Annotated in this window: 15 protein-coding genes and 4 pseudogenes; 5 read left to right on the top strand and 14 right to left on the bottom strand. The window is 38.3% G+C overall.

Features of this window, described 5'->3' with window-relative positions; all coding sequences use genetic code 11:
- The first annotated feature begins 289 nt into the window (after positions 1 to 289).
- Positions 290 to 712 carry a DUF3010 family protein gene (locus C9J42_RS12330; RefSeq protein WP_006644285.1) on the top strand — a complete coding sequence of 141 codons (423 nt, stop codon included), beginning with the start codon at positions 290 to 292 and terminating at the stop codon, positions 710 to 712.
- 177 nt (positions 713 to 889) lie between these two features.
- Here C9J42_RS12330 and C9J42_RS12325 read toward each other — a convergent pair whose 3' ends face one another.
- The 3 genes from C9J42_RS12325 to C9J42_RS12315 form a co-directional block, all read right to left on the bottom strand.
- On the bottom strand, positions 890 to 3,445 hold the full coding sequence (locus tag C9J42_RS12325; protein WP_107287352.1) for a glycosyl hydrolase family 18 protein: 2,556 nt from the start codon (positions 3,443 to 3,445) through the stop codon (positions 890 to 892).
- A gap of 388 nt (positions 3,446 to 3,833) precedes the next feature.
- Positions 3,834 to 4,382, bottom strand: a complete 549-nt coding sequence (locus C9J42_RS12320) for a rhodanese-like domain-containing protein (protein ID WP_107246869.1) — start codon at positions 4,380 to 4,382, stop codon at positions 3,834 to 3,836.
- Between the two features lie 149 nt (positions 4,383 to 4,531).
- Positions 4,532 to 5,974, bottom strand: coding sequence for a helicase HerA-like domain-containing protein (locus C9J42_RS12315; RefSeq protein WP_107287351.1), 1,443 nt, complete (start codon positions 5,972 to 5,974; stop codon positions 4,532 to 4,534).
- A 723-nt stretch (positions 5,975 to 6,697) separates the two neighbouring features.
- Between C9J42_RS12315 and C9J42_RS12310 the strand changes: the two genes are divergently transcribed.
- On the top strand, positions 6,698 to 7,543 hold the full coding sequence (locus tag C9J42_RS12310; RefSeq protein ID WP_107207058.1) for a mechanosensitive ion channel family protein: 846 nt from the start codon (positions 6,698 to 6,700) through the stop codon (positions 7,541 to 7,543).
- A 59-nt stretch (positions 7,544 to 7,602) separates the two neighbouring features.
- Here C9J42_RS12310 and C9J42_RS12305 read toward each other — a convergent pair whose 3' ends face one another.
- The 5 genes from C9J42_RS12305 to C9J42_RS12285 all read right to left on the bottom strand — a co-directional run bounded on the left by C9J42_RS12305 (position 7,603) and on the right by C9J42_RS12285 (position 10,395).
- Positions 7,603 to 8,391, bottom strand: coding sequence for a ParA family protein (locus C9J42_RS12305; RefSeq protein ID WP_107259872.1), 789 nt, complete (start codon positions 8,389 to 8,391; stop codon positions 7,603 to 7,605).
- An 88-nt stretch (positions 8,392 to 8,479) separates the two neighbouring features.
- Positions 8,480 to 8,863, bottom strand: a complete 384-nt coding sequence (locus C9J42_RS12300; protein ID WP_107207060.1) for a VOC family protein — start codon at positions 8,861 to 8,863, stop codon at positions 8,480 to 8,482.
- Between the two features lie 31 nt (positions 8,864 to 8,894).
- Positions 8,895 to 9,416, bottom strand: coding sequence for a hypothetical protein (locus C9J42_RS12295; RefSeq protein ID WP_107207061.1), 522 nt, complete (start codon positions 9,414 to 9,416; stop codon positions 8,895 to 8,897).
- Between the two features lie 37 nt (positions 9,417 to 9,453).
- Entirely contained in the window at positions 9,454 to 9,669 is a 216-nt protein-coding gene (locus C9J42_RS12290) for a DUF3820 family protein (protein ID WP_107207062.1), read from the bottom strand.
- A 96-nt stretch (positions 9,670 to 9,765) separates the two neighbouring features.
- Entirely contained in the window at positions 9,766 to 10,395 is a 630-nt protein-coding gene (locus C9J42_RS12285) for a fumarylacetoacetate hydrolase family protein (RefSeq protein ID WP_107287350.1), read from the bottom strand.
- Positions 10,396 to 10,671: 276 nt separating this feature from the next.
- Between C9J42_RS12285 and C9J42_RS12280 the strand changes: the two genes are divergently transcribed.
- Positions 10,672 to 11,082, top strand: a complete 411-nt coding sequence (locus C9J42_RS12280; protein WP_107207064.1) for an META domain-containing protein — start codon at positions 10,672 to 10,674, stop codon at positions 11,080 to 11,082.
- Positions 11,083 to 11,129: 47 nt separating this feature from the next.
- Here C9J42_RS12280 and C9J42_RS12275 read toward each other — a convergent pair.
- From C9J42_RS12275 to C9J42_RS12265, 3 pseudogenes are all read right to left on the bottom strand, one after another.
- Positions 11,130 to 11,267, bottom strand: a pseudogene (locus tag C9J42_RS12275) (DNA mismatch repair protein MutT); the annotation flags it as partial.
- 367 nt (positions 11,268 to 11,634) lie between these two features.
- Positions 11,635 to 11,747, bottom strand: a pseudogene (locus C9J42_RS21845) (transcriptional regulator); the annotation flags it as partial.
- Between the two features lie 135 nt (positions 11,748 to 11,882).
- Positions 11,883 to 12,079 (bottom strand): annotated as a pseudogene (locus C9J42_RS12265) (hypothetical protein).
- Positions 12,080 to 12,170: 91 nt separating this feature from the next.
- On the opposite strand from C9J42_RS12265, the pseudogene C9J42_RS12260 reads away from it, so the two are divergent.
- Together C9J42_RS12260 and C9J42_RS12255 are read left to right on the top strand one after the other, a co-directional pair.
- Positions 12,171 to 12,796: pseudogene (locus C9J42_RS12260) on the top strand (helix-turn-helix domain-containing protein).
- Entirely contained in the window at positions 12,793 to 14,355 is a 1,563-nt protein-coding gene (locus C9J42_RS12255) for a hypothetical protein (RefSeq protein WP_146144301.1), read from the top strand. The pseudogene C9J42_RS12260 and the gene C9J42_RS12255 overlap by 4 nt, the downstream one beginning before the upstream one ends.
- Before the next feature lie 40 nt (positions 14,356 to 14,395).
- Here C9J42_RS12255 and C9J42_RS12250 read toward each other — a convergent pair whose 3' ends face one another.
- The 3 genes from C9J42_RS12250 to C9J42_RS12240 form a co-directional block, all read right to left on the bottom strand.
- The gene (locus tag C9J42_RS12250) at positions 14,396 to 16,255 is read right to left on the bottom strand and encodes an ATP-binding protein (RefSeq protein ID WP_107302041.1); all 1,860 of its coding nucleotides are present in this window, start codon (positions 16,253 to 16,255) and stop codon (positions 14,396 to 14,398) included.
- Between the two features lie 50 nt (positions 16,256 to 16,305).
- The gene (locus C9J42_RS21625; RefSeq protein WP_199189325.1) at positions 16,306 to 16,494 is read right to left on the bottom strand and encodes a DNA cytosine methyltransferase; all 189 of its coding nucleotides are present in this window, start codon (positions 16,492 to 16,494) and stop codon (positions 16,306 to 16,308) included.
- Between the two features lie 416 nt (positions 16,495 to 16,910).
- Positions 16,911 to 17,162, bottom strand: a complete 252-nt coding sequence (locus tag C9J42_RS12240) for a DNA cytosine methyltransferase (protein ID WP_107302040.1) — start codon at positions 17,160 to 17,162, stop codon at positions 16,911 to 16,913.
- Between the last annotated feature and the right edge of the window lie 169 nt (positions 17,163 to 17,331).

Here is a 17,331-nt window from a genome sequence, read left to right as displayed (position 1 = left end):
CTACTACCACGCAAAATACTTAGTAGTAATTATTCATATTACTTTTTAACAATCTTAAAATGATTTGATTTTTACGATGTAGTTCATCATAAAATAATGCAACGCTATACCATTACGAAAAAATGCGTTTACATATCTTATTCATTTCCCCTCTCTTTCATTGTCCTTTACGAAGACTCACTCATTAGGCGCCTCTAACTCAAAGAACGATAAAAATGTAATAGGTACTAACAGCAAATCACTTTTTCGCCTACAATAAGCGCCAAAATATTCAGATTCAGGTGTTAACATGAAAATTTGTGCTGTTGAGCTACGTAGTAACGAAGCGGTTATTTGCCTTCTTTCACTTCAAAATGGCATGTTCGATATTCCACAATGTCGTACACAAAAGTTCATCATGGAAGATTCTCTAGATAACCAACAAATGCGTGATTTCCAATTCGCATTTAAAAAACTACTGGATGATTACCAAGTAGATAAAGTTGTAATCCGTAACCGTGAAACGCGTGGTAAGTTTGCAGGTAGCGCAGTAGGCTTTAAATTAGAATCGGCTATCCAGCTTATTCCAGATGTTGATGTTAACTTCATGACCAATGCTGACATAAAGCAAAAGCTAAAGCGTAATCCAATGGCGGTTGATTTCCGTGATACCGGTTTACGTCAATTCCAAGAAGCAGCATTTACAACAGGCTACGCATTTCTTAGCCGTTAGTAGCTCGCACTAAAAAGATTCAACGCTCAGTACTATAAACGGGGCGTTTTTTATTATCTTTTTATCGCGGTTAAATAAAAAATCCCTTGGTATAAATAATACCAAGGGATTGATAATAAGTGTTTGTTAATGTCTGATGATTAATTCAATCTTAACCACCAGTACATTTTTTCACGCTTATTGACAGTTAGCTACGCCAACTTCTTTCCATACACCCCATTGACCAGATTTCGCTGGGTCTTCGCCACGTGTCCACCACTTAGCTTCCCAAACCTTACCATCTTTAGTCGCTTGGTCACCGCCAGTGTAAACTGTTGCTGCGTCCCATGCGTTATCACATGTATCAACAGGTGGCTCTACCGTTGTATGTTTAGCAACAACAACTGTCGCTGAAGCACTTGAACTTGCTTCACCATCAGATACCGTTACAGTAAAGACTACGTTAGTGTCTTGCGTGTACTCAGCCGCAGTAAATAGTACTTGTGAACCATTAACTGTTGCATTAACACCAGCTGGTAATGTCCAATCAAATGTTAGCGTATCACCCGCATCTGCATCAGAAGAAGCTGATGCATCAACAACAACTACATCGCCAGCGTTTGCTGTTTGTGGTGCAGTTACACTTGCAACTGGTGCCGTGTTTGTTGGTGGTACGACAACATCTTTAGGAGTTACAGTGACAACAACAGTATCTGATGACGATGCACCTTTGTTATCTGTTACTGTTAGTTTGAACGTTAATTGCTCAGCTTCTACCACTTCTGCAGCGGCAAAACTTGCTGTAGCAGAATCAGCACCAGTTAATGCTACCGCTGTACCTGATACTTGCTCCCAAGCATAACTAGCAATGCTACCATCTGAGTCTTTCGAGCTTGAACCATCAAGTGTTACAGATGCAGGACCTGAAACCGTTTGATCCACGCCAGCTGCTGCTGTTGGTGCCTTGTTTGGCTTATCAATCACCGCGCCCGATACACCTTCATGCATTGCATTTAGGATATCACCGTTATCCGCATCAATTTCCCATGAGAATAAACCAGCAAGACCAAGTGATTTAACGTAGTTACCTTTAGCTTTAACAGAACGCTCATCATCAAATGTGATCAAGTCACCTGTTGAACGATTCCACACATACGGTGCTTCTGCTTGCTCATCGTAACCATATTCAAAGCCATTGATACCTTGGCTGTTAGCACCAAGCATGTATGATTTAATGCCTTTGTAATCAATAACGCCGTCTTCCCAAACACCTTGAGCTTTGCTGCCCGTCAGTTTGCCAGTACCTGTACCTGTCATTGGATCTGTTGGATCTGTTAGCGTATCAGGTGTTACACCCGTCCAACCACGACCATACATTGCAGCACCAAGAACCAGTTTGTTAGCAGGAACGCCCTGATCGAGCAGTAACTGAATACCAATATCAGAGGTGTATGCAGGTCCTTTGTACGGTTCGCCATTTTCATCTAGACCAGTACCGTCACACTGACCAGGACGCATGAAGTTACCACAGTAAAGTGCTGTTTGGTGACCAGGAACGTTGTTCCAACCGCCGTAGAAGTCGTATGTCATTGCGAAGATGTAATCCATGTATTGGATAGCTTCGCCATAATCAACGTCTTCAATTTTATCGTAACCAACACCGATTGCTGATGTTAGCTCATAAGTACGACCTGTATCAGCTTCTAGCTTATCAAGCATCGCACGCAGTTCACGCATTAACGCAATGTAAGCAGGACCATCTTTTACTACATCACCGCGATCTGCTGCTTGGCCGCCGCCACCAGGGAATTCCCAGTCAATATCTACACCATCATAGAATTTCCACGTTTTTAGGAATTTCTCAACAGAGGCAACGAATGTGTCACGGTTTGCTTTATCTACAAAATCAAAGAATGGGTCAGACAATGTCCAGCCACCGATTGATGGGATAATTTTCAGATCAGGGTTACGCTGTTTCAATGCCATTAGCATTGCGTAGTTACCCTTGATAGGTGTGCTATATTCATGACCTGCTTGCTTAAAGCTCTTTTGGAATGCAGCCCATGGGTCATGGATAACAACTTCGTAATCATTAACACCTTTACAAGCAGTTTGTAGTGCGTTGAAGCTATTACCACCTACCGATTTCACAGACTCGTTTGGACCACAAATTGGGATGAAGCCATAAAGAATATGGGTCAAGTTGTCTGCAGGAATGTTATCTACTGTATATTCACGGCCATAGATACCCCACTCAACGAAATACGTCCCCATAACAACGCTTGGGTCGGTATCAAATGATTTGTTGTTTGGATCAACATTCATTGCTAGAGGAGGTAAGTGTGAACCATCTGTATCTGCAATGGTGATTTGTGCTGGCGCACTTTTCGCACATCCTGTTTCGTCACAGGCTTCGATTTCCATTTGGTACAAGCCGCCTTGCTCGTACTCAAAAGAAGCGGTGGTTTGACTACCTTTGATTGGACCAGATGCGACCTTTTCACCATCAAAATAGATGTTGTAAGTATCGCCTGATTTACCACTCCATTGGTTAAATTTCACATTAATCTTAGCTTTGTCATGGTATTTAACCATGTCGTTATAGCCAGATGTTGTTTCCATCGCTAGCTCAATTTTAGAGAACTGAAGGTTGTTAGAACCATACAGATCAATGCTTGGTGCCGTAGGGGCCGCGAAAGCAGCGCCTGACAGTGCAAGGGATATTCCTGCTGCACAAAGGTTAAATCGAATCATAATCTATCTCTCAATCCTTGAATTTATACTCAACATTAAGCATATAATGCTTCTACGTCTGGTACAGGGTATGACTTTTTTTATTAGTAGAAACATGTATTCAGCATTTCAGAGACTGGCTATTTTTCAAAAAAAATAAGTCAGGGATCAATTCTTTTGCACAAATATTCGTACAAGAATTTCTAGATTTCATGGATTTTGCAACAAGAGGCAAACAATCAACAACATTTTGATAACATTTAACCGTATTAAAAATCCCCCTCGAAAAGCTATTTTTAGGCCAAAAAAAGTTTTTTTTAGAAGGAGAAAAACAAAGCCATCGATAACTTTTATAAAAAACAATATCAATAAACATTATTTATCAATGACTTAATTTTATATAAAACAGTTATATATGGCGTTTAATTGCAGAGAATCCGCCATCAATTTGAATAAAATGGCATTGTCGTAGTAATTTAAGCAATGAGATAGCAATCAAAGAACGGTATCCACCCGCACAATGGACAACAAAGTTATCTTTCTCTGAAGGCAGTTTGCCTTGCACAATATCGGATAACGGTAATGCCTCAGCATTAGGTAGCGCACCTTTTGCTATTTCATCTTGTTCACGCACATCTAAAATATTTAGATCTGATGCCTTCGTTACTAACGTTTCAGCAGATATATGTTCAACCTGAGACAGTGTCCCCTCAAGCGATTGAAAACGGATATGGGTATAACCTAGTGATTGCAATGTTTCTTTTACTTGGTCTTGATTATTAGGTGAAGCAATAACGTCTAATTGAATGTTTTTATCCGGTAGCATTAATTCAAGCCACCATTTAAATTGTTTCCCGCCAAATCCAACAAATACACTACCTTCAACATGACCCGCTAAGAACTCATCAGAACTTCGCGTATCAATCAGGATTTTTTTTCTATCTGTAAAAATATGCACGTCTACTATTATCCTTTAAAAATAGAAGCTTAAGACCTTACGCTTTTCTTATAAAAAAGCCATGGGCTCAGTAACATATTTATCGACAACAATATAAGATTTACACCGTATCTCTTTATCGATAACACAGAAGAGATTTAGTCATCAAATTAACGCCGCTTGAATAACGCTCTTACGATTGCATTCGCAAGTTGCCTTAATAAGGTTTTAATAAACGATTCAGTGTATGTTTGGCGCTGAGAGCGACGAGGTTTTCGAATACTTGCACGTTCCTGTTTATCATGTTCAGCTTCTTGTGTTTGCTGCTTTTTCTGCTCTGTGCGCTTATTTAATATCTCATGGGCTGACTCACGATTCACTGCTACTTTATATTGCTGAAAATACTGACTGGCGTTTAGCATTTCAATGCGCTTATCAGCACGAATAGGACCAATTTGCGACTCTGGAGGGCGAATAGTGGCATGTTCAACTACCGATGGTACACCGCCCTCTTCTAATACTGATACTAGTGCTTCACCTACGCCTAATTCACCCAGTAAGGTAACTACATCTAAATTTGGGTTATCCCTAAATGATTCAGCTGCAACTTTTACGGCTTTTCTCTCTTTTGGGGTATAGGCACGTAACGCATGTTGAATGCGATTACCCAGCTGTCCTAATACTGAATCTGGAATATCGGTTGGATTTTGACTTACAAAATAGATCCCAACCGCTTTAGAGCGGATCAAACGTACCACTTGCTCAATCTGATCTAAGAAGACCTTCGGTACATCATCAAACAGGAGATGAGCCTCATCGAAAAAGAACACAAATTTAGGTTTATCGAGATCACCGACTTCCGGTAGGTTTTCATAAAGCTCAGACAACAACCATAATAAGAAGGTTGAGTACAACTTTGGTGATTGGATCAAGGTACTTGCATCCAGAATATTTATAATGCCTCGACCATCTGCGGCAGTTTTCATGAAATCATGGTAATCCAATGCTGGCTCACCAAAAAACTCGCTACCACCTTGGCGTTTAAAGCCCAATAAACGCCGCTCAATAGCAGCAATAGAGGACTTACTGATACGTCCGTACATCCCACCCAGTTGTTTTGAGTTATCGCCTAAGTAATTTAGTGCGGTAGAAAAATCATCCAAATCCAACATCGGCATTTGATTTTCTTCTGCATATTCAAACGCTAAATTAATTAGCCCTTCTTGGACATCATTACAATCTAACAAACGACTTAATAATAGCGGTCCCATGTCTTCTAACGTCGCGCGGATTTTTGCCCCTTCTTTCCCAAACAAATCCCAGAACTCAACGGGAAAGGAAGTAAATTGAAAATCATCAATACCAATTTCTCGACAACGTTTTTGAACAACGGCGTTATCAGTACCAGCCTTCGCCATACCTGATAAGTCACCTTTTACGTCAGCAAGAAAAACGGGGACACCAAGGGATGAAAAACCCTCAGCTAAACATTGAAGTGTTACCGTTTTACCTGTACCTGTTGCTCCAGCAATAAAACCATGACGATTGGCATATTTAGGATGGATCCCAATTTTGTTTTCGCCCTTACCGATAAGAATTATGTCACTTTTCATACTCAGAGATTCTCTACATTTTATGATTCTATCTTTATCAAACTTAGACTGAAGTCCTTAAAATTACGATAAATAATCATAAACATAGCGTTACTTTTGAGGTTAAATCGAAACTATTAATTTAGGTTTAAACATAAACAACATAGCTATAATGACGAACATGAATGGAATGACAAGAAGGGTAAGCTGATACCAACCAATCATGTTATTAAGCCTGCGATGCTAGCAAGTAAAGAGACGACTGTTACTGAGCTAAACACTACAAACTCATTATATGCTTGTGCTTTATCTTCTGAACTGTGTCCATACTTGTTTTTTCACCATCACCTCCGTATAAAAAACACCCAATGAAAACACTAACATGAATATCAAGCTCTAAATAGAATCAGTTAACATGGACTTTTGATAGTTTCACTAATTATCTCCTCGATAATGGCTGTTTTTATCAAAAACCTCATATTGCACTCACCATTAACACCCAACTAAATCATCAAAAAATTACCGTCGCTTACCAACGTTCTTTTACTGAATGATACAAACGCGATAATAAATAAGATCTCATCACATTTTTAAAGGAGCTTATCGCTCTTTTTCTCTGTACTCTATTTTCAAATACCAAGTTGTCTTATACCCAATTCTATAAAGTTTTGATTTCTCTAACACATTCATCTGTTTTTTTTGATATAACTCTTTATTGATGTATTGAAATAAAAAGGAATAACGATGGATAAGGTTACGGAAGTTATTAATTTCCTCATCGCACACAAATTACTGCTAAGTGCTCTGATCATTGTGATTGTTTCACTGATCCGTCGTCTGGTTTTGACCAAAATTCGAGGGGAAGAACTCTTTCTTTCAGAAGAACAACGAAAATGGATGTCTCGAACCAAAAATGGCACCTTTTCTATTCTTATCCTTTTACTCTTTATCCTTTGGCGCTCAGAAATTAATGAGTTTGCATTATCTGTCACAGCGATCGCGGTTGCCATTGTTGTCGCATCGAAAGAAATTATTCTTTGTATTACAGGATCAATTCAACGCGCAAGCTCACGTTCGTTTCGAATCGGTGACTGGATTGAAGTGGGCAAGTTATGCGGCGAAGTCATCGAACACAATATGATGGCAACGGTTATCCAAGAGATCGATCTTCATCATGGCCAATATCATTACACAGGAAAAACAGCAACCTTACCTAATAGTATGTTTTTCACTTACCCAGTAAAAAACCTCAATTTTATGAAGCGTTATGTTTACCATAACTTTTCTATCGTCGTACCCAATTTCCTCAACCTCTATCCTTTACTACCAACTATGGTCAAAAAAATAGAGCATCATTGTGAAGATTTTATTGACGTCGCTCGTCGCTATAACAGCATGATAGAAAAACATGCGGGTGTTGATTTACCGGGCTCAGAGCCACACATCCATATCAGTAGTGGTGCGACAGGAGAGCAAATTGTTCACTTCATGTTATTTTGTCCAACAGAGCAAGCGACGCATTTAGAGCAAGAAATTCGACAAGATTTTATGGAAGAATACGAAAAGCATTTTCCCAACAAAGATGACTAACCTGAAAAAGAGCGAGCATTAATCTCGCTCTTTTTAATTGTAAGCAATAAAAAATACGGCTAACTTTTGACAGCTTGTTTAGCATCACTTAATTGTTGATGTAATAGCGAAAATTGCTGAGTTAACTTATGCTTTGGTTGGAAATGAATAAGCGGGATTTGTTGAAAATGTGATTCTTTCATTTTGATCGATTGAGGTAGATAAGGCTCTAATACTGGGAAGCCTAATTCTTTAACACTCTCAATAATTTGACGGGGAAAATTTGCCTGGGCATTAAACATATTGACCACAATACCTTCTAATGACAACTCACGATTATGATCGTCTCGAAGCTCTGCTAAATTGTCCATTAAATTGATCAATGCCTGTTGTGAAAAACTATCACAATCAAATGGGATCAATAAGTTATGCGCCGCAATTAATCCCGACTTAGTATAGAAATTTAGGTTTGGTGGGGTATCAATATAAATATGTTCATATTCTTTTTCTAATTCATCTAAAGTTTCACGTAACTTATAAATCTTATAGCGGCGTTCTAATTCTGGCTCTAATTTATCTAACTTAGGGCTCGATGGAATAAGAAATAAATTATCATAATCGGTCGGTTGGGGGTAATCCAATGTTGGTGATGCCATTGAAAACCAAGAAGCGGTTTGATTAAGTAAATCAGCAATGGTTTTATCGCTTTTTTGATTAATATCGAACCCTAAATAATGGCTTGAATTACCTTGTACATCGAGATCTATCACCAATGTCTTGTACCCTTTCGCCGCACTAATAGCCGCTAAATTTACGGTAATACTTGATTTACCCACCCCACCTTTCTGATTAAATATAATCCTGCGCATTACATCCCTTCCAATGATTAATTATTAACCAATACAATATACCCTTATATGCATATCTTTGTTAGCTAAAAACCCACACTTCTCAACGTTAAGACTGATACAACTCAAGTGGTAATCCATCTGGATCGCTAAAAAAAGTAAATTTCTTTCCCGTTAATTCATCAATACGGATCGCTTCTACCTCAATATGATGTTCAACTAAATATGCTGCTACAGATTCCACATCATCAACTGAAAACGCCAGATGACGTAGCCCTTGGGCCTCAGGATAACTGGGTCTTTGAGGTGCATCAGGAAAAGAAAACAGTTCGATTTGGCTATTATCTGGTAAACGTAGATCGAGTTTGTACGACTGACGTTGCGCTCTATAGGTTTCATTAATGATCTCTAGTTTTAATATTTGACTATAGAAGTACTTAGAACGCTGATAATCAGAGCATATGATCGCAACATGATGCATTCCGTTAAACATAAAATGCTTTCCTTATCTGATTTTAACGAGATTAATTAGAGGGGCCATTAGTAATGTAGGCTTTTTCATAAGGGGCTAATAAATGTGGATTATTCTGAATATCCACATCTTTAATATGATTTCCTGAATAATTTAAATACGTGAGATCTTTATTTTTTTTCACATCAAGCGATACTAAGTGATTGAAACTCACATTAAGCACTCTTAATTTTTTATTATGCTTAATATTCAATTTATTAAGCTGGTTGTTTTCAACACTAAGTAGCGCTAATTTTGGATTATGACTAACATCAAGCTGGGTTAAATGATTATGTGATAAATCTAACTGTTGTAAGTTAGGAAAGTTACTTAATTCTTTAATTTTTGATATATGTAAACCGTCACATTTCAACTCAGTAATGTGTTCGCTATATACTTTGCCTTGCAAAATGACGCAACGTTTAAAGTTAGCATCAGCAAACGGAATATCACTGATTGCCGCATAATGCTGGGCACAACCTGACAATGTCAATCCACCCAAAAACAGCAATATAGATGAGAATACTTTTTTCATTTAAAAATCTTTTCTATTACCTGTATTAAAACGACGCTTAGTCTTTGCGCAATGGTCGAATCACGCTTTCGAGACCTTCAATTTTAAAATCAAGCGCCAAAGCCATCAGCATACCTAACTCACCGTCAGGAAATCCTTGTTTCTGAAACCACAATAAATACTCTTCAGGTAAGTCAATAAGGATTCGACCGGCGTACTTACCAAACGGCATTTTCATATTTGCTAATTTAATCACATGCTCTTGCTGAAACATTACTTTCTTAACATAGAAAAACAGCTAAGTATTGTAACAATGCTTAGCTGTAAATATGCGAAATTTTTGTCAATTAAAAATCAGTTGATTATCACGCTATGCCGCATCCCATGACTGGGCGACCACTCTTTGCCCATCAATATACAGGCTTGCAGTGTAATGACCACCAGCATTCACTTCGCCGACACCTTTTGGTGTCCCCGTCATAACAATATCACCATCTTCTAATGTCATGAATGATTGGATTTCCTGCAAAATAGCGGCAGGTTTTGTGATCATTTGAGAGCTAACGCCTCGCTGTAAAACGTCTTGTTGTTGTTCAAACACCACTTCAAATTCCGTTTCAGCAATATTAGGAAGTGGCACGAAATCACTAAAAAGCACGGATCCATCAAACGCTTTTGCTCGTTCCCACGGTAGGCCCTTTTGTTTTAAGGTCGCTTGCAATTCTCGCTTTGTTAAATCTATTCCCACTCCCGCAGCCATAAACTGACCTTGTTGGTACATAAAACAAATTTCAACTTCATAATGTAGGAAATCGTTACTATGCTTAGCTTTGAGTTGTTGAGAAATGGCAGAATTGGGTTTCGTAAACAAGACAAGTTGCGTAGGAATTTCATTATTTAACTCATAGATATGCTCAACGTAATTTCGACCAACACATACCACTTTTGATGGTGTTATATACTTATCTCCAGTGGGTGAACTTAGCGTAATCTTCTGCATCAAATAATTATCCTTAATGATCATGAGTACGTCTATTATTCATATATTTATGAATGAATAAAAACATAAAAATAAAAAACAGATGCCGTTTACATTTTTACGGTTATTTGTCACACTTCATGGCTTGTTAAGTTTTAATGTTCATCTGACTTTTGTAAGCAAGACACAGAATAATATTGCGTTATTTTTGACACATCTGACTATTGACCGTTGCTCTTTATCATCGTCAACACCTGTATCTAACGCACCTTCTTGCTGTACGACATGAGAAAAATAATGAAAAAGATTTTATTAAGTACGCTTTTACTGACATCACTATTAACTGGTTGTAGTTCTTCTCCTAAAGATGCTGCTGCGCTTCCAAGCACATGGGAAGTAATGGCGATTGATGGGCATTCAGAGCCTGTAGATGCATTACCTAAAAAGCCAGAATTAGTGATTGATAATAATTTGACGGTCACTTACCACGGCTGTAATACATTAAAAGGCAAGCTGACACTAACTGGCCAGAATTTACTGACTAAAAATTTAGCGTCAACCCGTAAAATGTGTATTCAAAACGAACAAGCTATTGTTGATGGATTCGTAAAAAGAATGCTAACAGGTCCATCAGATTACCTAGTGAACCAGAACACATTGATTATCAGCTCTGAACGTCACACCGTGACATTTAAGAAAGTAAAATAATTCACCGATTGATTTCAATGCAACGGAGGCTCAATACCTCCGTTTTTTTATGCATTAACAGTGATGAGCTCTTCTGCTATCAGTTTCAATAAAAAGGTTTCACGCTCAATCGACATCCCCTTTTTCTCTGAATGTTTCATCGTCTCTTCATTATGCGCTATCGCATCAAAAATATTGAACAATATAATGTTTACCGCCCAAATTAATAACTAAAATAATAGATTTAGAAATTATAAATAAAAAATGGTGACAAAGTGGCGACAACTTTTGAGCTCTGAGATATAAACAAGAATATTAATAAGCTTCTTTCACACTAAAGTTCCAGCCTGGATTTTTTGACTAAAGATCATTTTGAGTCATCGCCTCCTCCTAAAACTGTAACTCATGAAGAACTACAGGTCTGGAAAAGAGAAAAAAGCCCGCTCTAATACTGGATCGGAGTGAGCAAAGTAAGTATTACATGATGACATGCATAGATATTTATATACCAAAGGGGGGAGGAACTTACGCGATGATAAAAGCTTTGAACAAGCTTACACGGTTAGGTATTTACACGGCTTTCGTTAACTTGGTCATATTATCCAAGTTCGCAAATGCACAATTCGCTTCATTAATGCTTTTTGTTTAGATCCACGGAAGTCGCACATTAAGTCAATTTCGTTCATAACCAATACTCAATTAAAGATAAATGAGATGAAAACGAAACCCTAACCAAGAATATGGATCCACAGCGGACAATACTCTTTGGTTGGCATTAGGGAGGATAAACGCATAGCGGCCTACGTTAACTTTTCCATCGTTTAACGAGTCGCCATTTCAACTAAGGAGATCATATTGATGAGTGGGATTTCCTTACCTTACCTTTTGTTTTGGTTTTAATAAATAAGCGGCCATCGGCAACCCAACCCATAATGGTACGTTTCGGTACACCTGATAACTGAGAGTATTGGACATACGTCATGAAAGGTTTATTAAAAACTACTTGATATGAAAGCATAGTGGTATCCTATTAAGTCATTGAATGTTTAAATAAGTAGTCAGAAGTTACTGTTTGCTGACTACGCCTTAGCAAAGATTATCAATCGCTTATGCCAGCTAATCAAAAAGAGATATCCGCTTTCGCGTATTTTAGTGGTAAGGATTTTGTACAAAGATTGATCGAAGTCACCGAAACCAAGAGTCAACGAGTATTTTCAGAAAGGCTAGGTGTACCTACTTCTACAATCTCTACATGGGTAAAACGTGGGTTAACTCCTTATGAAATTGCGGTGAGAGCTCACCTGCATGCTGGTGTATCGCTGAGGTGGCTTTTATTAGGAGAAGGGAGGTATTTCCGAATAGAAGTTCGCTAAAGCACGAATCAAAACGCATGGAAACTAAGTTTCTATTTGATATTGACCCTTTCAAAATTTTCAATGGCGAATTAACTGAATTAAAAACACTTACATTTGACAAATCACTACTTGATGAGGCATCAGTTGTAAATGCTATGGCGATTCACGAAGGGGATTCCACCTCAATAATTGATAAAGGAGTGCGTCAAGCAGTTAGCGGCACATACTTGGTCGACACGGACGGCCTACTCTCACTAAACGAAATTCAACGCTTACAAGGAAAGAAACTAGTGATCAGCTTTAATGGCTCGACTTTAACTGTAGAAGAAGATGAAGTTAGGGGTGTAGGTCGTGTGGCTTTAGTTATGGAGAAGAAGTGATGAGGGCTTGTGAGAAAAATAGCCATGTCACAATTAACTTAGACTCGCCAGATTTAGCATCGATGAGCTCTAAAGAAATTGAAGAACTCGTAAAATCATCTCCAATTGTTACAGTTCAAGTTCCAATAAGGCGATGCTGGTCGTACCTTGATATGATTTCAGATTATTTAGACGCTTCCTATGCGTTTGAAACATTGGCTAAACTCGGAAATACATCAATATTGAGACGAGTTTCTATGCAGCCCTATGCTTCTGTACTAGAAATTAACATATCTGATTTCTCACTTATTCGTCTCTCAGCGTCTCTAAAAAACTTATCGTTAGCTGTTCGTTACCCAGAGGATGATGAGATAGCAAATTCAGACGCATTCCATCAAGTCCGAGATTCTGTGTTACAACATGAATTTCAAATGCTAGATAAGCCACTACATTACCCCGACATTGTTGAAGACTATTTTTCAAATTTAGTAAATGGTGCTTACCACGAGTGCGGTAGAGCCAATTTTGGGCATGAGCTAAAGGATTACCCAGAAAGGGAGTATGGTTTTTGGGAAAGTGCATATTGCGCTGGTATTGAAGACAAAATTCTAATATCTAGGAATGCTTGGTTAGTCCCATCTTCTGTCAAAATTTCAAATGCGCTTGAAATATTTGGATACTCTAAGGAATCAGTTCTCTTAGATGCTGAGTTCGTTCATTGCAAAAATACTTCCTATGCACTAGCTGAAGATAAAGTAATTGAGGTCCCTCTGGGGTCTGTGGTTCAGGCTCTTGCTTGTTATTCAGAGTACTCTTCAGATAAAGAAGACTTTCAAGAAAGATTAGGAAACCTTCACTCAGAACTGTTTGTATCAACTCCAGAAATCAAGCAGTTTCGAGCTGAAGCTAGCAAATTCATTCGACAAGTTGGTCATGATGACCCAGATTTCACCGATAGAGAAAGTAGAGCTTCCGTTCTCATCTCTGAATTCTCTGACTTCGTTGTATTTAAGTTCTCTAGTTGCAGTGTTGTTTTGTTCGATATTCTTCCTCTAAGTAACCTACAAGCTAAATCCGTCGGAACTGTACTCACCAGTATTTCAAGTGGTATTTTTGATGAACTTCAAATTAGTCAAGAATGTGAGGTTGACTGGTTAAGTATTGACGAGGAACTTTTTGAACAATTATGTTGGAACATTATATATCACCACAGCAAATTTAATCGAAATACTATTAGAAAACTAGGAAAATCAAAGTCCCGAGATGGTGGAAGAGATATAGAAATTTGGACCAATGCTTCTGCTGGTTCTCCGCCAAAGAAATTCATTTTTCAATGTAAGTATACTAAGCGTACTGATCATTCTGTCTCAGCAAATAACGTTGGGAGTATATCTGATGTCATTGATCAGTATGGAGCTCATGGCTATGGTTTAATGTGCAACTGTTATATCGACGCAACTTTACTCGATAGATTAGACGGAATAGCACAAAACCGTAACATTACGAGAGAGACATGGGATAGATTTCAGATTGAAAAGTTCTTATCTAGGCACCCTACCTTATCGGATAAATTTTTCTGACTAAACATGAAGAAAATGCCCCGTAATTCGGGGCATTTTACTAGCTATTAAAGCCATCATAAGTTTCAATAAACTCTTTATGATATTCTTTAGATTGCTCTAGTAATTCTCGGTAGGTTTTGACAAAGACCTCACCTGTTTCAGCATAAGTTTTCTCCTTAGACCTAAAGCGTCTATCCTCTGATTTACTACCGCCAACAACATAACAAACCACTCTCGAAAAGCCAGTTTCAGATGCATATCTTTCCTCCAAGAACGAAGCGTAATCATAGGCTTGTTCTATGGCTTTAGCGTCAACTTTGTAGGTGCTACGCTTAATTTCAATGACATACAGAATTTCGCCTAGGGCATTACTACATAAGAAATCAATTCGACGATCTTTTTCATCAAGTTCTTCGTCTGGATATGTTTCCTCAAGCAATTTTGAATATGTCACTTCATCTCTAAACTCTAGAATGCGAGGATCTAAAAGCCATGAAAACTTCTTCAGAAAATTATGTAATGTTGGCACTTCTTTAGTATTGGTATTTATATAATTTTCGAATTGCTTAATTACTTCAACACGAGATGTAGCTAAATCACGATATTGCTTCGATTCAATTGACTTCCACTCATCCATCAGTCGTAGTAACTTAGGAATATCTTCAGGTGATTCAGAGAGATCGGCAATTGAAGATGCATATTCTTTATAAGCTTGGTTATCAAACTTATCCATTACATTGCCAATAAGATCTGCTGATTCATCGACATCAATATTGGAGTTTTCTAAAATCGGTGTAATGATCTTGTCACCTAATTCACGTTCAAATGTTGGTAAATTTTCTTTCCACTGCTCAATGCCAACTTGGTGCTTTTTTTCTACTGCTGCTTGTTTTACTCGAGCACGTTTTTCACGCCATTCCTTGCCAATTACCTTAATAATGGATTGCAAGTATGCTTGAAGATCGCGGGTTTCTTCGTGCTCCCAGTTTAGTGAATGTCGATCTGTAGAAATAACATCATCATCAAAGTCATCGATGAAGTCGACTTCTAGGTATCCAGTAACATAGTTATGGAACTGATCGTTGTCACGCGCTCCGTAAAAACTTGCTACATTTACAATTTTACCTCTTGAAGTAAGATAAATACCTCTCATTTCCGTATCTTTTAGCGGAGTTTTAAGAGTAATCACTGAACCTTTCATCTGCTCCCAATAAGCATAGTTTTTGTCATACTTTTCGTCGGGGAAAGACCAAGTAAACTCCGTATTAAGAGTCTGAAATTTAAGCTCATTAGTAATATGAACTTCAGACTTGGCCTCACCATTCTTGGTGATTCGTGTGACCATTTCACTAAAAATGATGAATTTTTTAGACAAACTCAGTGCAATATCATCTAAGCTAAATCCACTCTTTCGACGAATTTGTTTTAACTTAATAACTGTGCCCGAAGGGACAGATGTCGGTACATTATGTGCCAACAACTCAGGAGAGTACTCATTTCCACGACTATCTTTAATTTCCTGAAGGTTCATAATGAAATGGTTTTTCATACCTTCTTTAATTGAAACGACTTCAATTTCGTCACAGATACCAAATACAGAAAGTTTCCCAAGTCCTTTCTTCCCAATTACTGGACGACCTTTCGTACTTTCTTGACGTTGAGTATCACGGCGACGGTTACGACCAATAACAAGGTATTTATCATTCAGTTCATCAAATGTCATTCCTTCTCCGTCGTCCACGTAGATGATCTCTTTCTCATCTCCGTTTTCGATGAAATCAATATTGACACTATCCGCATCAGCATCCCATGAGTTACTGATAAGTTCCGAAAGAACGCTCGGGAGTTTTGAATATAGAGAAACACCCAAATGCTCGATCGTATTTGGGTCAAACTTAAGAATAAGAGAATCAGACATACCTATAACCAACTAATTTTATTGTGGTTACAGTGTACTAGCGAGCTTAATTAACCTGCAAGTAAATCCATCACAACAAAGCCAATCTGCTGTGCCAAATATAGTGGCACAGCATTTCCTACTTGCACATACTGCTGTATTCTGTTTCCTTCAAACAAGTAGTTATCCGGAAGCGTCTGTAAGCGCGCTGCTTCGCGGACTGTTAGGCTTCGGCATTGCTTTTGACATAGTGTGACCATCTTTCGAGATATGGCTAGTTACTGTTGTAGAGCACTTCTTTGCGGCTTGAGTTCTAAAACGGTCTGCGTGTGTACCCGACTTTCAGTTTTCGTGTTCAGGTGCAAGATCGTCAGGAAAGTCCTTAGTCCTTAGTAACGTTCCCCCCACTCATCTTGGTATACGCAGCGCTGAATGCATAGCGCAGCAAGTCACCCCAAATGTGCCATGAGTTTCATTATTTGGCACACACGTAGGAGCATTATTCAGATACCACTTAATCAGGTGAATAGGCATTTTTCCTAGGTGAGTTGCTTGCTAAACCTCACTTCTGTTAAGTTTTTTAAAAGACTAAAGATCTAGATCTTTAGCATTCTCAAATTGCTTTTCAGTAACGTCTTAACCTAGGTAAATCAGATAAAACTTGCTCTACTATCGTTTACTTTTCTCTTCGCACCAGCGTCCCAGGAACGCCTTCAACGTCAGCACGAACACCTAATAAAATCACACGGTGGCGAGCTTGAGGAGCACCATAGTTCTTAGCTTTAATCAGAAAATCCGTCGGGTTATCGTATAAAGGATTATTTACGTTTTCAGTGTCTACTAATAAGGAAATAACTTTATACCTAGAGGTAGCAATTTTCGTTATTCGACTTGGTGCTCGTAATTCTTTCAAAATACGAGGAAACATCACTTCCCCATCAATTTTCGCATATAATATACCTCGTACGTTTGTAGTGGTACATTAAATTTGGCCACCTACTCAGAGGTGATATCATCACCTCTTAACATGGATAGGTGACATCATGACAAAACGAACAAGACGATTATTTAGTGCTGAATTTAAATTAGAGGCAGCA

Source organism: Photobacterium sp. GB-56 (assembly GCF_003026105.1).
Lineage (GTDB): Bacteria > Pseudomonadota > Gammaproteobacteria > Enterobacterales > Vibrionaceae > Photobacterium.
The sequence above is the reverse complement of the archived record's forward strand: the minus strand, read 5'-3'. Positions and strand labels throughout refer to the sequence as shown.

What these genes read in the sequence shown, in the direction of transcription:
- C9J42_RS12290 (WP_107207062.1), bottom strand. Translation starts at nt 9,669, where the DNA reads ATGTTTCAGCAAGAGCATGTGATTAAATTAGCAAATATGAAAATGCCG.
- C9J42_RS12305 (WP_107259872.1), bottom strand. Translation starts at nt 8,391, where the DNA reads ATGCGCAGGATTATATTTAATCAGAAAGGTGGGGTGGGTAAATCAAGT.
- C9J42_RS12300 (WP_107207060.1), bottom strand. Translation starts at nt 8,863, where the DNA reads ATGTTTAACGGAATGCATCATGTTGCGATCATATGCTCTGATTATCAG.
- C9J42_RS12295 (WP_107207061.1), bottom strand. Translation starts at nt 9,416, where the DNA reads ATGAAAAAAGTATTCTCATCTATATTGCTGTTTTTGGGTGGATTGACA.
- C9J42_RS21625 (WP_199189325.1), bottom strand. Translation starts at nt 16,494, where the DNA reads ATGGTCACACTATGTCAAAAGCAATGCCGAAGCCTAACAGTCCGCGAA.
- C9J42_RS12280 (WP_107207064.1), top strand. Translation starts at nt 10,672, where the DNA reads ATGAAAAAGATTTTATTAAGTACGCTTTTACTGACATCACTATTAACT.
- C9J42_RS12325 (WP_107287352.1), bottom strand. Translation starts at nt 3,445, where the DNA reads ATGATTCGATTTAACCTTTGTGCAGCAGGAATATCCCTTGCACTGTCA.
- C9J42_RS12240 (WP_107302040.1), bottom strand. Translation starts at nt 17,162, where the DNA reads ATGTTTCCTCGTATTTTGAAAGAATTACGAGCACCAAGTCGAATAACG.
- C9J42_RS12330 (WP_006644285.1), top strand. Translation starts at nt 290, where the DNA reads ATGAAAATTTGTGCTGTTGAGCTACGTAGTAACGAAGCGGTTATTTGC.
- C9J42_RS12310 (WP_107207058.1), top strand. Translation starts at nt 6,698, where the DNA reads ATGGATAAGGTTACGGAAGTTATTAATTTCCTCATCGCACACAAATTA.
- C9J42_RS12250 (WP_107302041.1), bottom strand. Translation starts at nt 16,255, where the DNA reads ATGTCTGATTCTCTTATTCTTAAGTTTGACCCAAATACGATCGAGCAT.
- C9J42_RS12315 (WP_107287351.1), bottom strand. Translation starts at nt 5,974, where the DNA reads ATGAAAAGTGACATAATTCTTATCGGTAAGGGCGAAAACAAAATTGGG.
- C9J42_RS12285 (WP_107287350.1), bottom strand. Translation starts at nt 10,395, where the DNA reads ATGCAGAAGATTACGCTAAGTTCACCCACTGGAGATAAGTATATAACA.